Source organism: Silvibacterium bohemicum, assembly GCF_001006305.1.
In the GTDB taxonomy this organism is placed as follows: Bacteria; Acidobacteriota; Terriglobia; order Terriglobales; family Acidobacteriaceae; genus Silvibacterium; species Silvibacterium bohemicum.
On the sequence record NZ_LBHJ01000003.1, the window covers coordinates 714,915 to 729,453 of the forward strand.

General features: G+C 54.6%; 12 protein-coding genes. 5 read left to right on the forward strand and 7 right to left on the reverse strand.

Going from position 1 to position 14,539, the window contains the following annotated elements:
- On the forward strand, positions 1-201 hold the full coding sequence (locus XX99_RS28330; protein ID WP_269430967.1) for a YceI family protein: 201 nt from the start codon (positions 1-3) through the stop codon (positions 199-201).
- A 113-nt stretch (positions 202-314) separates the two neighbouring features.
- On the opposite strand, the gene tal is transcribed toward XX99_RS28330, so the two are convergent.
- The 4 genes from tal to XX99_RS08570 all read right to left on the reverse strand — a co-directional run bounded on the left by tal (position 315) and on the right by XX99_RS08570 (position 5,778).
- The gene (tal, locus tag XX99_RS08555) at positions 315-1,400 is read right to left on the reverse strand and encodes a transaldolase (protein ID WP_050058932.1); all 1,086 of its coding nucleotides are present in this window, start codon (positions 1,398-1,400) and stop codon (positions 315-317) included.
- A 104-nt stretch (positions 1,401-1,504) separates the two neighbouring features.
- Positions 1,505-1,966, reverse strand: coding sequence for a DUF1641 domain-containing protein (locus tag XX99_RS08560; RefSeq protein ID WP_050058933.1), 462 nt, complete (start codon positions 1,964-1,966; stop codon positions 1,505-1,507).
- 23 nt (positions 1,967-1,989) lie between these two features.
- Positions 1,990-5,061: a formate dehydrogenase subunit alpha gene (fdhF, locus tag XX99_RS08565; RefSeq protein WP_082125389.1), complete on the reverse strand. Its 3,072-nt coding sequence runs from the start codon at positions 5,059-5,061 to the stop codon at positions 1,990-1,992.
- A gap of 117 nt (positions 5,062-5,178) precedes the next feature.
- Positions 5,179-5,778, reverse strand: a complete 600-nt coding sequence (locus tag XX99_RS08570) for a protoglobin domain-containing protein (RefSeq protein ID WP_050058934.1) — start codon at positions 5,776-5,778, stop codon at positions 5,179-5,181.
- A 653-nt stretch (positions 5,779-6,431) separates the two neighbouring features.
- Between XX99_RS08570 and XX99_RS08575 the strand changes: the two genes are divergently transcribed.
- Positions 6,432-7,238, forward strand: coding sequence for a cysteine hydrolase (locus XX99_RS08575; RefSeq protein ID WP_197081855.1), 807 nt, complete (start codon positions 6,432-6,434; stop codon positions 7,236-7,238).
- Between the two features lie 459 nt (positions 7,239-7,697).
- On the opposite strand, the gene XX99_RS08585 is transcribed toward XX99_RS08575, so the two are convergent.
- The 3 genes from XX99_RS08585 to XX99_RS08600 all read right to left on the reverse strand — a co-directional run bounded on the left by XX99_RS08585 (position 7,698) and on the right by XX99_RS08600 (position 11,118).
- Entirely contained in the window at positions 7,698-8,555 is an 858-nt protein-coding gene (locus XX99_RS08585) for an alpha/beta fold hydrolase (protein WP_050058936.1), read from the reverse strand.
- A gap of 78 nt (positions 8,556-8,633) precedes the next feature.
- A complete protein-coding gene (locus tag XX99_RS08590) occupies positions 8,634-9,113 on the reverse strand; it encodes a nuclear transport factor 2 family protein (RefSeq protein ID WP_050058937.1) in 480 nt (159 codons plus the stop codon).
- A 472-nt stretch (positions 9,114-9,585) separates the two neighbouring features.
- Positions 9,586-11,118 (reverse strand): FAD-dependent oxidoreductase, encoded by a 1,533-nt coding sequence (locus XX99_RS08600; protein ID WP_197081856.1) that lies wholly within the window; start codon positions 11,116-11,118, stop codon positions 9,586-9,588.
- Between the two features lie 689 nt (positions 11,119-11,807).
- Between XX99_RS08600 and XX99_RS08605 the strand changes: the two genes are divergently transcribed.
- The 3 genes from XX99_RS08605 to XX99_RS08615 are packed head-to-tail and all read left to right on the forward strand — an operon-like array spanning position 11,808 to position 14,436.
- Positions 11,808-12,377, forward strand: coding sequence for a dihydrofolate reductase family protein (locus XX99_RS08605; RefSeq protein ID WP_184084829.1), 570 nt, complete (start codon positions 11,808-11,810; stop codon positions 12,375-12,377).
- Positions 12,378-12,394: 17 nt separating this feature from the next.
- Positions 12,395-13,384, forward strand: coding sequence for an aldo/keto reductase (locus tag XX99_RS08610; protein ID WP_050058941.1), 990 nt, complete (start codon positions 12,395-12,397; stop codon positions 13,382-13,384).
- A gap of 53 nt (positions 13,385-13,437) precedes the next feature.
- Positions 13,438-14,436: an aldo/keto reductase gene (locus XX99_RS08615; protein ID WP_050058942.1), complete on the forward strand. Its 999-nt coding sequence runs from the start codon at positions 13,438-13,440 to the stop codon at positions 14,434-14,436.
- Positions 14,437-14,539: the final 103 nt, after the last annotated feature.

A 14,539-nucleotide genomic window follows, 5' to 3' on the forward strand; every position in this document is an offset into this window, starting at 1 on the left:
ATCCACGGCGTCACGAAGCCAGTCACCTTTGCGGTTGAGGGTCCCAGTGCGCCCGGGAAAGACCCATTCGGCAACACCCGCATCGGCCTACCGGCTACGACGAAGATCAATCGGAGGCACTTTGGCTTGGCCTGGAATGCTGCGCTGGAAACAGGGGGCGTTTTGATCGGAGAGGACGTACAACTCGTTCTCGATGTTTAGTTCATCAGAGCTAGTTGAGTCAATCGACGCGCAGCGGAGCACGGCCAATTCGGCACTGTGTTCCGTTGCGTATCGTTGAATGTAACTGTCCAGTGGCCGCATCTGGATTCGAGCTACCCTGGCTGTTGGAGTGCCTTGCTTTTCTGCTGAATAGCATTCAGCAGCTTTGCCCAAGAGTCGCTGAATGCCTTAGCGCCTTCACTTTGGAGGTCGGCGGCGAGTTTGGTTAGGTCAATCCCTACCTTTTCAAAATCAACCAGGACCTCCTCGCAATCTCCGCCGTTGCGGGGAATTGCCCCACTCAACGTTCCGTGTTTCTCAAAAGCGACGAGGGTCTCCTCCGGCATCGTATCGACTGTGTTTGGTGCGGCAAGCGCGCTGACATAAAGGACGTCCGACGCCTTGGGGTCCTTTGTGCCGGTACTGGCGAACAGTAATCGCTGGGGGTGGGCACCGAGATTTGCCAGCCGTTGCCAGCGCCCGGACTCCAGAAGGTCCCGGTATGCTTTATAGACCTGCCGTCCGACAGCGATGCCAAGTTTGTCGTGCAGCGGCTCCGGTACGTCGTCAAGTGTAGCTTTGTCCCAACGGCTGACGAACAAGGAAGCTACCGAGCGGACATCTGGAGACAGGCCTTTGGAGACACGCCGCTCCAAACCCCGCATATAAGCCTCCGCGGAGGCCAAATACTGTTCCCTGGAAAAGAGCAGGGTTACATTCACTGGAATGCCCACTGCAATCGACTCCTCGATCGCAGGCACTCCCTCCTTCGTGCCTGGAATCTTGATGAACAGATTTGGACGCTCGGCTCCGCCATGTAGAGCTGCAGCCTCGCGAACCGTACTTTGGGTGTCATAAGCCAATAACGGCGATACCTCGAGCGACACAAAACCATCGACAGTGGCTGTGCGCTTATAAACCGGAGCGAACAGGTCAGCGGCTCTCCTCAGGTCTTCTATTGCAAGTTTGAAGAAGAGATCCTCACCTGAGAGGCCCGCTCCTGTCAAACGCAGGATCTCAGCGTCGTAGGAGCTACTCCGCGAGATTGCGTGCTCAAAGATGGTCGGATTCGACGTGAGACCCGTGATCGAAAACTCGTCGATGTAGCGCTTTAATGTTCCGCTGTCGAGCAGATCTCTAGTAATGTTGTCGAGCCACAGGCTTTGACCTAGATCGTGAAGTTCCTGGGTTGCTCTCATAGCTTCCTCCCTGTATGTCTCTTCCCTCGGCGGTCTGTTCCAATACTCAGTAATCCATGCTGGCTGACTGTTGGAGTACTTGTCTATAAGACAATAAAGTTGCCTCAGTCCTTTTGATCGGGCTTTTTTTGGCCCGCCAATGCGGAGCCGAAGACTGCCAATAAAGCCAGGCCAGTTGCCATTCCACGTCGAACATCTTTGCTTGTGGCAAGTCTGGCGATGGCGAGCAGTGAGGGTGGTTTTTCTTCTTCCGAACCCTTGAGGGCCGCGCTGACCTGATTGGCGTCCACCGAACTGAGCAGGCCGCCGAGCATCAGTGCTATACGAGTCGCGCTCACGGCCTCCTTAGAACTCACGATGTCGACAGCTTGGTTGATGAGTGTTTCGCTGGCACCCAATGCACCGTTCAGAGCAGAGAGAAGCCCCTTCTTGTGAAGATTGTCGAGGAGATCAAAGGCCTCAAGCACTGCGTCCGCGTGCGTCTGTGGCGAATCTTCAATTCGCCGGACGAGATCTTCCCGTGAATTCGCGGGTTTGAAATGACGAAACTCTACAGCTTTAGCCATGGAACCAGACTCCTTTATCGCGACTATTTCCTCGTCTCAATCTCGACTAGCTTTGCCGTGCCGGGCAGATAGTAGTCTTTTCGCTTCCACTTGCGTTCGACCTCGACGCCCATTTGCGGAGTCGGCTTTGCGTTATAGCGGAAGTTCAAAGGCTTCAGCGGATTATCGCCTTTTTCGTTGAGGACAATCATCTTTACAGCGGTCTCTTTATATGCCGGCGTATTCGTGGCATCGTCAACATGTGAACCAGTGAGGACATTGAGCGGTCCCTCCTGCGAAAGGAGAGGAAGGTAAACCTGGTGGCCTTCAACGCGGGAGGTGACGAGCACCTTGATCCTGATTGAGCCGTGGCGGCTTGTGATTCTCACCCAGCTACCCGATTCGACACCCCGCTCTTTCGCGAGTTCCGGTGATACTTCGATGTAACGCTCCGGAGTCTCTTCCTGGATACCATGGACGCGAAGCGTCATGTTGCCTTCGTGAAAGTGCTCCAGTTGGCGGCCGTTGTTCAGAAACAGATCGAACTCGGCGTCTAGCGGCTCGAGGGGCTCAGTGAAGGAGACGGGGTAGAATCGCGCCTTCCCATCGGGGAAGGGAAAACCGTCGAGGTAGAGGACGGCCTGATCGACACCCTCCTCGGAAATCGGCCACTGCTGGGTGCTATAGCCTTCAAGACGCGTATAGCTGGCCCCTGCGTGGATCGGACTTAGGGTGGCGATCTCGTCCATGATCTCCGAAGGATGCGAGTAGTTCCAATCCGTGCCCATTCGTTTGGCGATCTCCTGCGTGATCTTCCAGTCTGCCATGGAGTCACCAAGTTCGGGCAGGCTTTGATATGTCCGTTGGATACGGCGTTCGGTATTGGTGAAGGTGCCATCCTTCTCGAGAGCAGGGGAGGCAGGCAAAACAACATCGGCATAACGGCAGGTCTCCGTGAAGAAGATGTCCTGCAGTACCATGAAGTCAAGTTTCTCAAAGGCGGCGGCGACATGGTTGGAGTTTGAATCGGCTCCGATCATGTCTTCACCGGCGATGTACATTGCGCGGAGTTTGCCTTCGATCGCAGCCTCCACCATTTGATGATTGTCCATGCCTCGTTCGGGAGGTAGTTTTACTCCCCAGCCCTTCTCGAACTTGGCTCGCACTTCGGGATCATTAACGAGCTGATAGCCGGGATAATAGTTCGGCGCAGCTCCCATGTCTCCAGCACCCTGCACATTGTTGTGCCCGCGCAGGGGATACGCGCCACCTCCTCTGCGACCGTAGTTACCGGTCGTCAGGAGAAAGTTCGAGATCGCGGTGGATATGTCGGAGCCGCGGATGTGTTGCGTCACCCCCATGGCCCAGCAGATCGCGATGGTTTCGGCTGCCACAAGTTCCTGGGCAAGTTTTTCAAGCGTCGCAAGCGGTATCCCGCAGACTTTCGACGCGTACTCCATGGTGAAAGGCTCAAGACTCTTCTTGAATTCGTCGAGATTGTTCACCCACTTATCGATAAAGTCGAGCTTTGCGTGGCCCTGATCGAACATGTAACGACTCATCGCGCAAAGCCAGACAATGTCGGTGCCAGGGCGCGGCCGGAAGTGAAGATCGGCGCGATGGGCCAACTCATTCACGCGTGGGTCAGCTACAACCAACCTCGTCCCAAAGAATTTGTGTGCCCGCTTCATTCGTGCTGCAAGTACCGGGTGCGCCTCTGCGGAGTTTGCTCCAACAATGAGGATGAGCTTAGAAAATACAAGGTCTTCAAAAGAGCCCGAATCTCCGCCGTAGCCAACGGTACGGAAGAGGCCCGTGGTGGCAGGCGACTGACAGTAACGGGAACAGTTATCGATGTTTTGCGTACCAATGACTTGGCGCCCAAACTTTTGCATCAGGTAAACGTCTTCGTTTGTTGTCTTCGATGAAGCAATCACCGCGATGGAGTCGGGTCCGGACTCGGCTTTGATCTGAGACAGCCTGGATGCAATCAGATTGAGAGCTTCCTCCATGCTGGCTTCTCGGAAGCCGTTACCCTCACGAATGAGTGGTTTCTGGAGGCGGTCTTCGTGATTCACGAAATCCCAACCGAATTTACCTTTCACGCAGGTGGAGATCTGGTTTGCATCGCCATGTCCAGGGACAACTTTGAGGATCTTACGATCCTTCGTCCAGACATCGTAGCTGCAGCCCACCGAGCAATAGGTACAGACCGTCTTAGTCTTCTTAGTACGTGATTCGCGCATGTGCGCCTCGACTTCAGAGACCTTCATGATCGCGCCGTAGCCCATCTCTGGCTCGACATCTTTCACTACATCGATTAACTTTTCAAGGGCCTGATGAGGGAGATCCGACATAAAACCAGCCTCGCCGAGCATGGACTTCTCCATGAGAGCATTGCAGGGACAGACGGTTACACATTGCCCACAGGAGACACAGCTCGATCCACCGATCTGCATACCACCATCCCACAGGACACGCGGACGATCGAGCTCCCAGCCTATCGAGAGCGTTTCATTGACCTGAACGGTCTGGCAGGCCTGGACACATTGACCACACAGAATGCACTGGCTCGGGTCGTAGCGATAGAAGGGGTTGGACATGTCCACTTCATAAGGCTTGGGTGTAAAGGGTATCGTTTGATGCTCGATGCCGAGCATCCTCGTCGTATTGTGGACACGGCAGTTTTCGTTGTTGTTGTCGCACACCGTGCAATACAACATGTGATTGCCGAGGATTCTATCGAAGCCCTCTGTCCGCGCACTTTTGGCACGTTCGGAGTCCGTGACAACCTTCATGCCAGCATTAATCTTTGTGCCGCAGGACCGCGCCAGTTGCCCATCGACCTCGACTAAACATGTGTCGCAGGTCTGGATAGGTCCCATGAGCGGGGAGTGGTAACAGACGTGCGGGATATCCTGCAGGCGCAGGACGGCATCGATCAGCAATTCGCCCTCGTGGGCTTGAACTGGCTTGCCATCAATCGAAATGCTAACTTCGGTCGGAGGAGTAGCAGGGGCGGGACGGAATGCTGAAAATTTTTGCTCCGGAAACCGGTGATGACTCGGTCCTAGCCGATCATGTACGACGCTCGTCTCAGTTTCTTGAATGCTCATAATGTTCCTCCCAGTCAGCCCGCATTACCCGATCGCTAGCCCTCGGGATCATGCCGGTGTCGCTACAAATCGAACCGTTACATTCCATGCCATACGCCAAAACATCCATCGAAGAGTTCAACCCGCTTTGTTTTTTTGACTCTCTTCGTATGCCTCTGTCCAGATCGCCATTTGAATCAGCATCGACTTCGACCAGGCCCGATGCATACATTCGACTTCATCCTGAGTGTGCCCCTTCCTTCCCAGAAATGGCTTCATCGTTTCATTGATGACAGGGATGAATGAAAGCACATCTCGGAATGGAATATGCGAGGTCGACGATACGTGGTCAACCTGGTTCTTCTTGGGGGCGGTGTGCCTCAACCCAATCTCATGCTGATAATCAAGCCACGTGCGGTCGTATGGGCGAAGGCAGGTGTCGAGGATCCATTGCTCGAACCGGCGATTTGATCTTGCCAGATAGTCTGGAAGTGAACCTCCGTCAAGAGAGCGAGAATGCTTCGCCAGGTGGGGGATGTGGGCAATAATCTCGGATCTCCACAGATGCACTATCTCAGTCGTTTGACCCTGCAGAACCTCGCCAGCCATCCGGAGGTAGCGAACATCTTCCTCCGTAAAGCGGGCACCGACTTTCAAATCTTCAAGCTCTTCTTCGGAGAGAGAGGAATGGCCGATCTCTCGATCTCCGTAGCTGTATCCTGCAATGTCATTGCTCACGTGTCTTCGCCTCTCCTCGTGGAGCGGTTAATTCTGGAAGAACGGGTCGCCTCTGGATGCAATAGCGGCACGCAAAAATAGGCTACCAATCGTACAAGTATTGCAGTCGGATCGAGGTAATGCGCTCGAGCAGATATCTTTTGCAGAAACGAGCACGTCATTTAGAGCATTGAGCATGGACGCGCATCCGAAGGATGGCGTCTCCTAGCTCCATGCATCAACGATTCTGACGGACACGTCTGGTTCGGAAACCTATCCGGCGTATGCGCTCATCGAAATCGCCGGTCGAGATAACCGCAGATCGGAACAAATCAGATGGGAGAGATTATGTCCACGCAACGAGCAAGCAAAGCAAACATCATTCTCACGATGGTTGACGGCAATACCGTCGTACTGATCGGTGAGGACGGCAGATTGCACGTCGACGCGGGTTTTCCCGTGTCCAGGTCGAGGCATTTGGCTGGAACTGTCAGCAGCGCATCATCCCCCGCTCGCCGCTGAAGAGACTCACGCGGCCCTGTATGCGATCGAGGAACAGTCCCCGCTTTCGACGCCGAACACGAGAAGTTACGGCGAGAGCTGGCTGGTAAATCGAAACGCGAGACAAACAAGATTATGGATACATAACCGGCCTCACTATGCAAGGAGAACACATGGAATCTATTGATCTGTTGAACACGACCCGGCGCCGCTTCTTGACCACTGCAAGCGCATCCGCTGCCACACTCCTCACATCGACTCTCACCGCGCAAGGCGCTGGGATCCAGGCCGATAAAACTCAGCATGAGGGAACTTCCCACGGCTTGACCCTCAATAGATCAGATACGGCAGTCGTGATCATCGACCCACAGAATGATGTGCTCAGCGAGAAAGGTCTTGCGTGGCCTTTGCTTCACGAAAGTCTTAAGGAAAACAATACCGTCGAAAACATTGAGAGGATCTTCAAAGCGGCTAAGGCGCATGGCTACGAGGTATTCATCTCTCCGCACTACTTTTTCCCCGAGGATAAAGGCTGGAAGTTTAATGGACCGCTTGAAACGGTCGAAGCGACCGAGAACATGTTCGCAAGGAAGGGCAGATTGAGTCTCGAGGGGCTCAAGGGTTCCGGCGCGGACTGGCTGGAGCGGTATAAGCCCTACATCGAGGACGGAAAAACCGTCGTGGTTTCGCCACACCGTGTCTGGGGGCCGGAAACCAACGATCTTGTCCTGCAATTGCGGAAATATCGGATCAGCAAAGTCATACTGGGGGGAATGCTTGCCAACATGTGCGTTGAATCTCATCTTCGCGAATTGCTTGAACAGGGATTTGAAGTTGCCGTAGTGAAAGATGCCACCGCGGCGCCGAAGCATCCGGAATGGGGGTATGGCTACACGGCAGCGTTGATCAACTATGCTTTTCTTGCCCACGCCGTTCTAACGACGACCGAAGCAGTAGAAATCATGGGGCGTAATACATAGTAGTCAGCAAGTTCCGGCCATCTGGCGATTAAATGCCTTATGCAGCTTTCCGGAGTAATGCCGCGGAGCCTGGTCCAGGCTCCGCGGCATTGCATCTATCGACCGTCAAGATAGCGGAGGCTGTCACCGCGGTGTTGCAGCAGCCCAGGCAATTTGGGCAGATGCAGCATCGCGGTAGGCTTGATCGAGGCCGTCCTTGTTGGCCTGAACGATCTCTGCCAGGACTTCGCCGGAGTAAGGATCGATGTCGGAAAGCTTCGATCCATGCTTACCGGGGCGCCATGCTCCATCAATGAATTGGCCGTCGAAGCCCCCCTTATTTAAGCTTCGCTGCGGACTGTGCAGGTATCGGTGAGACTTGTGCGACTGCCATTTGTTCTCCTTTGATCTGCGGGGTCCGTGTTTACACTCCAGTGTTGAACGCAAAAGTTAAGCCCGCTCATCCGAGCGGGCTTACGGTTACCCTTGCCAGGGATTTAAGAAATCCAACAAGGCCGCATTTGTGGCCTCCGGCTGCTCCGCCTGTGGGAAATGACCGGAGAAGGGGATCTCACATGTCGACAGGTCATCCGCCATACCTTTCCAAACGGCGGCCATATCGACAACCTTGGCGCCTACGAAATCTCTCCCCCACAGAGCAAGTGTCGGACAGGTGATTTTGACGTCGCGATCAACCTGATCTTGTTCGAGGTCCTGGCGCCATGCGCGATAATCTGCGAATGGGCCGCGAAGCCCCCCTGGCTGGGAATATGCCTTCACGTACTCGGCAATATCCGCGTCGTTAAACGCATCGAGACGGTATGCCCAAGAGTTTATGGTGTAGCGGAGCCACATCTCTTCTCTCCCATGGATCAGGGCCTCGGGGAGATCAGGAACGGAATTGAAGAAGAAGAACCAAGCTCCCTGCGCCAGGTTCGCGTTCACGTTTTCGAAGATGACCCGAGTGGGGATGTTATCGAGTGCACCAAAACGAGCCACAACCTCGGGATGGTCCTTCACAAGGCGGGTTGCTACGCGAACCCCTCGATCATGCCCGATGATCGCAGCCTTCTCAATCCCAAGCTTTGACATCAACGCTACGATGTCATTCGCCATGGTGCGTTTGTCATAACCTGTATCTGGCTTTTCCGTTGCACCATAGCCCCGCAAGTCAGGGATGATCAGACGGTATGACTGACCGAGAACGGGAATCTGGTGGCGCCACGCATAGCTCGTTTCAGGAAAGCCGTGCAGCAGGATGACCGCTGGCCCCGAACCGGCATCGACGTAGTGCTGGTTCAGGCCGTTTGCAGTAATGCGATGGTGTTCAATCTTCATAATGCGGACACTATCTTTCTTTGGGGAATTGCAATGAAACATAAGGCGGGGGCATTGTGCCCCCGCCCAGGCCTGAAGCTAGAGGCCGAGGTCGCTCAATCCGGGGTGATCATCTGGGCGTCGTCCCAGAGGCCAGTGAAAGAGTCGTTCTTCTGGCGTAATTCGCTTGTCATTGATTGAGGCGTAACGGTAGACCATGATTCCCTGGGGATTGAAGTCCCAGTTTTCATTGCCGTAGGACCGATACCACTGGTTAGAGTCGTCGCGATATTCATAGGCGAAACGAACTGCAATGCGGTTATCGGTAAACGCCCAGAGCTCCTTGATGAGTCTGTAGTCAAGCTCCCGATCCCACTTCCGGGTGAGGAACTCGATGATCTGCTCGCGCCCGACCGGGAACTCAGCGCGGTTACGCCAATGGCAGTCGATAGAGTAAGAGAGGCAAACCCGCTTAGGGTCACGAGAGTTCCAGCCATCTTCGGCCTTACGGACCTTTAATAGCGCTGTTTCACGAGTGAATGGGGGGACTGGTGGAATTATTTCCTGAGTCGATTCCATGCTTCTTCTCCTTTATGTCATGCTTGGGTGAAATATGACGGCGAGTTCATGAATCCCGCGACGTCGATAAACTGTGTGATCGTCTAACGATCAAAAAACGGGCGTGGTCTCAGCCTCTTCCGAGTGCTCAGAGAAACGATCTATGCGAGTGTTATGTGCTTCCCAGCCTGATACGGTTTTTGTGTAACCGTTCCTCGACCTCTCGCATCTCTGAAAGCAGATGGGCCCTCGAGCTCGCCGAGGGAAAACCAACGCTGGAAATGTGATCGAGAATCTCGGCCTCTTCCTTTCTGATCCGAGCGAGGATCTCCTCGTCAGATCGAATCAATTCCCGAAGCTCATTCGCTGTTTCAAAATCACTCATGTCATGAGCTCCACTGCACAATTCGTACAGTCTGCTGTGACCAATGAACCCGAGGCGCTACGACCGCCTTCGCATAACCAGTACGCACACGACTTCGTATAGCTCTCGTCACGTTCTGCTGGCACCGACCTCTCTTCTGCGCTCAAATTGAAGCTCCGCGAGCAGGTTCTCCCTATCTCGGCCGATGGTAGCGATGGCTCTGAGCACGCCATTTGCGCTGAATCGGATCTCGCAGTTTCGACCCGATAGAGAGCCATCGATCACGATCTCGTCATAAGGTTCTGCGTGACCAACGTAGTTGACCGTGACGTCGTAATGCTGGCTCCAAAAGAACGGGGCGGCATCGAACGGCACCTTCATTCCCAGGATGTTCTTAGCGGCCGTCTGTCCCTGTCGTTGTGCCACAGCGAAGTGCTCTACCCGGATCGATTGGCCGGAGTGCGGATCGGGCCACCGGGCGATATCGCCGGCAGCATAGATGTTCGGGTCATTGGTGGCAAGATAGGGATCAACGATAACACCACGATCCACCTGAAGGCCGGCCTGTGTAGCCAGTTCCAGCGATGGACGCACTCCAATTCCTGCCACGATCAGATCGACGTCATCGATCTGGGAGTTATCACTAAGCGTGATGACCCGGCCGTCTGCCCGGCTCAGAAGGCGACCGAGATGAAAATGCACTCCGTGAGACTCGTGGAGCTCACGTATGAATCGGCCAACCTCCGTCCCTAAGACCTTCGCCAAAGGTTCAGAATCGGGAGCAACTACATGAACATCGACTCCACGGGTACGAAGAGAGGCTGCTGTCTCTAGGCCGATAAAACTTGCACCGACCACGACTACCCGTTTTGCGGTTGCTGTAGCAGCTGCCAGTCTCCTCGCGTCGTGAAATGACCGCAGGTAATAGATGTTGGCAGGGTCTACTCCTTCAATTGTGAGCGGGACCGGGCGCGCTCCGGTGGCGATCAGCAGCGCGTCGTATGGGTGGAACTTTCCATTCTCCAGCTGAAGCCGTTTCTGTTCCCGGTCGATCGAGGTGACACGGGTCTGCAGCACCAGGTCGATCTTGTGCGTTGCGTAATAGTCTGGCACGCGCAGGGGCATCCATTCCGGAGGTGTTGCACCGGCGAGGTAATCCTTCGAAAGGTTAGGCCGGTCGTACGGAGCGTCATCATCGGCGCTGAGCATCGTGAGAGGGCCGCCATATCCTTCGCGGCGTAACATCTCCGCAGCTGCCAGCCCTGCGGCTCCTCCGCCTATGATGACGACCGACTTCGGTACTTGTGGAAGGGTTCGCGATAGCACCGGAGCTTTGAGAACCTCGCGGACGAAGACCAGATCACCAACTACCTCTGTTCTCCAGCATTTGAGAGTGTCTAGGGCAGGAGCTGCGATAGCCTCGCCAGTCTTGAGATCAAAGCAAGCGTGATGTAACGGACACCGGATGGTGTCATTGACAACAATCCCATTCTTCAAAGGGGAGTGATAGTGCGAGCAAAGGCCGTCCACCGCAAAGAGATTCGAGCCATTCTTGACTACCACAATCTCCTGGCCGCCCATGTTCCCAGCGACGGGCTGACCTTCCAGGATATTTTCGAGGGGCACTCCGCGACCGAAGTCAGTGGTGAATTCTGCAGGCATAGTTGTCATCCCAATGTGCGAAGATACTCCCCCAATAGGAGATCGCGGAGGGTGTCATTTCGTCCATGCTCCATACTGCAAATATCTTGCTCGTTTCTACAAAATATCTCCCGCCATTGGTTTAGCGTGGCAATATTCGACTCACCTTCATGCCATCTGTAACTTCGCTGAAATACAGTGACATCATGGCGCCGTTAGTTTCCCGCCGGTCATGGCTTTGAGAGGTTGAGTATGCTCAGAAGACGCATCGGTATCCAGTAGGCTCTGGAACTACCCCGATTGCACTCAAATTGAGTTCCCTCGATGGCCACGTGAACAATCTCACACGCTCCTGACGTCACACTCTTCAATTGCAGATAATCTAGTTCCCGCCATCCGTTCTAGCCGCACCGCGCATTTGCGCAATTCTGCAAATCTCGTGCTGCTTTCTGCAAATGTTCTCTTGGCAAGCGTTATGACCGTTTTCCTGTCACTACACTCACCCTTAAAGGGCCGTCCAGAGCATTGCCAAAAAGCTTGGATCACAGGGGTCGGAGAGTCTCATGAGGCCGCACGTAATCAGTCACATACTTACTACGGTCGATGGACGAATCGATGAGCCTGCTCTCGAATTTGTGACCGCTTGTCGAGAGTATGAGGCAATCCATAGACATTTTGGAGGCAATGCATGGCTGGGGAGCGAAGCCATCATGCGGAAGTATTCCGCTGCTTCAGGGCCCTTCGTTGGTGACACTGAGCGCGGTGTTCCGGCTGGACCTCAATCCGTGTTTGTTGCCAGGCAGACGGAATCGTATGCGATTTCGGTTGATCCAAATGGAGTCCGAAACTGGATCACGAATGAACTCGCTGGCGATCACCTCATTTGCCTGCTGTCTGAGCAGGTTTCTCAGGACTATCTGGAGCTACTTCACCGACTCGGAATATCCTATGTGGTCTCCGGGCACAAAGACGTTGATATCGAGGCAGCCCTAAGTGAGCTATCTACTCATTTCGGCATCCACACCCTCCTTCTTAAAGGGGACAGCCAGGTCAACCAATCTGCCATGCAGGCTGGTTGGGTGGATGAAGTGAGTCTGCTGATTGTGCCAGCCATCGCGTCAAGCAATATTGCTCCCTCGTCCCGCGATGTGCTGCACGTTCAAGGCAACGCAACGATGCTCAAGCTGAAGTTCGTGGAAAGACGCAATCACGACATTCTCTGGGTCCGTTATGACGTCGTTCGACGTGGCGGTGACGATCGTTCGGCAATTCCAACCTAATCAAACCTGGAGGATAGATGCTTTCAAGACGAAAACTCGGAGCTCAAGGATTAGAAGTCTCGATGATCGGTCTCGGCTGCATGGGCATGAGTTGGGCCTACGGGACTGGAGACGACACCGAATCGACAGCGGTGATCCATCGAGCCATCGACCTCGGTTGCACTTTCTTCGACACTGCAGAGGCTTATGGCCCATACAAGAACGAAGAGCTGCTAGGCGCGGCTCTCTCTGGCTTTCGCGACAAGGTGCAACTTGCCACAAAGTTCGGCTTCCTGATTCGAGACAACAAACGTGTGGGAACCGACAGCCGGCCGGAGCATATCCGAGCAGTCGTAGACGCTTCTTTGAAGCGTCTACGCACGGACCACATTGATCTCCTCTATCAACATCGCGTGGACCCCAATATTCCGATTGAAGACGTTGCAGGTACGGTAAAGGACTTGATCGGAGAAGGTAAGGTTCTCTACTTCGGACTCTCTGAAGCGGGGGCTGAGACGATCCAACGCGCGCACGCTGTTCAGCCGGTGTCTGCGCTTGAGAGCGAATACTCCATTTGGGAGAGGGGTCTTGAGGCAAAGATTCTTCCTCTGCTACGGGAACTCAAGATTGGCCTGGTCCCGTTCAGCCCTCTCGGGAGAGGCTTTCTCACCGGCACCGCCAAGAGTTCGAGCGGCTACACTCCCGGTGATTTTCGGGCGCACGGTGATCCACGCTTCGAAGGCGCAAACTTTGAGGCCAATATACGAATCGCGAAAGCGGTCGAGGAAGTGGCTGCTTCGCTTCATGCAACACCTGCACAGGTGGCGCTCGCCTGGGTTCTAAAAGCCGGGAACGACGTAGTGCCGATTCCAGGCACAAAGCAAAGAAAGTATCTCGAGGAGAACCTCTCCGCGGCCACGCTCGAGCTGCGATCAGATGATGCGGCCAAGCTTGACGGTCTGATTACCTCTTTCGGAGTCGCTGGGAATCGCTACAACGACTTGGATATGTCGATGCTCGACAAATAATGCGTCCACCAGAACAGAAACAAAACGCGGCACAGTCAGAAAGGATCACCAAAATGGAAAAGAGAATACTTGGCAGGAATGGGCTCGAGGTATCAGCCTTGGGTTTCGGCTGTATGGGCATGAGCTGGGCCTACGGGCCGACTACAGCTTCGAAAGAAGACATGATTGGGTTGCTTCACGCAGCCGTAGATCGTGGGATCACATTCTTCGACACCGCTGAAGTGTACGGGCCTTTGACCAATGAGGAGCTGGTAGGCGAAGCTCTCTCGCCGCTCAAAGACAAGGTCGTCATCGCTACGAAGTTCGGCTTCGAGCTTGATCCGAATGGAGGAGCTTGGCCCGTTGGCCTCAACAGCAAGCCAGAGCACATCAAGAAGGTGGCCGAAGCATCATTGAAACGGCTCAAGGTCGATGCGATCGACCTTTTCTATCAGCATCGCGCTGATCCGAGTGTGCCGGTCGAGGACGTGGCCGGGGCGGTACGTGACCTCATTCAGGAAGGCAAGGTTAAACATTTTGGGTTGTCCGAAGTGAAAGGAGAGACCATCCGACGGGCACATGCCGTTCAGCCCGTTACCGCAGTCCAGACCGAATACTCTCTCTGGACACGGGATCCCGAGACAGATGTTCTGCCGACACTTGAGGAGCTTGGCATAGGTTTTGTCGCCTACAGTCCTTTGGGAAGGGGCTTCCTCACAGGAAATCTCAAGGCGAGCACATCGTTCGACCCGACGGACTTCCGCAGCACACAGCCGAGGTTTACCCCTGAGGCGTTGGCGAAGAATCAGGCTCTCGTGGAGGCGATCACCCGCATCGCGTCGCGAAAGAAGACGACACCAGCGCAGTTGGTGCTCGCCTGGCTGCTTGCCCAAAAGCCTTGGATCGTTCCCATCCCAGGCACCCGACACTTGAACCGCCTGGAAGAGAACATCGGCGGAGCGGAGTTGGAACTGACTTCGGGGGATCTGGCCGAGATCGATGAAGAAGCTGCCAAAGCCGGCGTCCACGGCGCTCGATACGATCCAGACGAGCTATCGAGAGTCGGGCACTGAACGCGGAGGCATCCATTGGCAACTCTTTGACGGCCTGGCTGGGCCGTCTCGATACCAAAACCAATCCTCACCGCAATACGCACTATGGTGAGCGTCACAAACG

What these genes read in the sequence shown, in the direction of transcription:
- tal (WP_050058932.1), bottom strand. Translation starts at nt 1,400, where the DNA reads ATGAGAGCAACCCAGGAACTTCACGATCTAGGTCAAAGCCTGTGGCTC.
- XX99_RS08560 (WP_050058933.1), bottom strand. Translation starts at nt 1,966, where the DNA reads ATGGCTAAAGCTGTAGAGTTTCGTCATTTCAAACCCGCGAATTCACGG.
- fdhF (WP_082125389.1), bottom strand. Translation starts at nt 5,061, where the DNA reads ATGAGCATTCAAGAAACTGAGACGAGCGTCGTACATGATCGGCTAGGA.
- XX99_RS08575 (WP_197081855.1), top strand. Translation starts at nt 6,432, where the DNA reads ATGGAATCTATTGATCTGTTGAACACGACCCGGCGCCGCTTCTTGACC.
- XX99_RS08585 (WP_050058936.1), bottom strand. Translation starts at nt 8,555, where the DNA reads ATGAAGATTGAACACCATCGCATTACTGCAAACGGCCTGAACCAGCAC.
- XX99_RS08590 (WP_050058937.1), bottom strand. Translation starts at nt 9,113, where the DNA reads ATGGAATCGACTCAGGAAATAATTCCACCAGTCCCCCCATTCACTCGT.
- XX99_RS08600 (WP_197081856.1), bottom strand. Translation starts at nt 11,118, where the DNA reads ATGCCTGCAGAATTCACCACTGACTTCGGTCGCGGAGTGCCCCTCGAA.
- XX99_RS08605 (WP_184084829.1), top strand. Translation starts at nt 11,808, where the DNA reads ATGCGGAAGTATTCCGCTGCTTCAGGGCCCTTCGTTGGTGACACTGAG.
- XX99_RS08610 (WP_050058941.1), top strand. Translation starts at nt 12,395, where the DNA reads ATGCTTTCAAGACGAAAACTCGGAGCTCAAGGATTAGAAGTCTCGATG.
- XX99_RS08615 (WP_050058942.1), top strand. Translation starts at nt 13,438, where the DNA reads ATGGAAAAGAGAATACTTGGCAGGAATGGGCTCGAGGTATCAGCCTTG.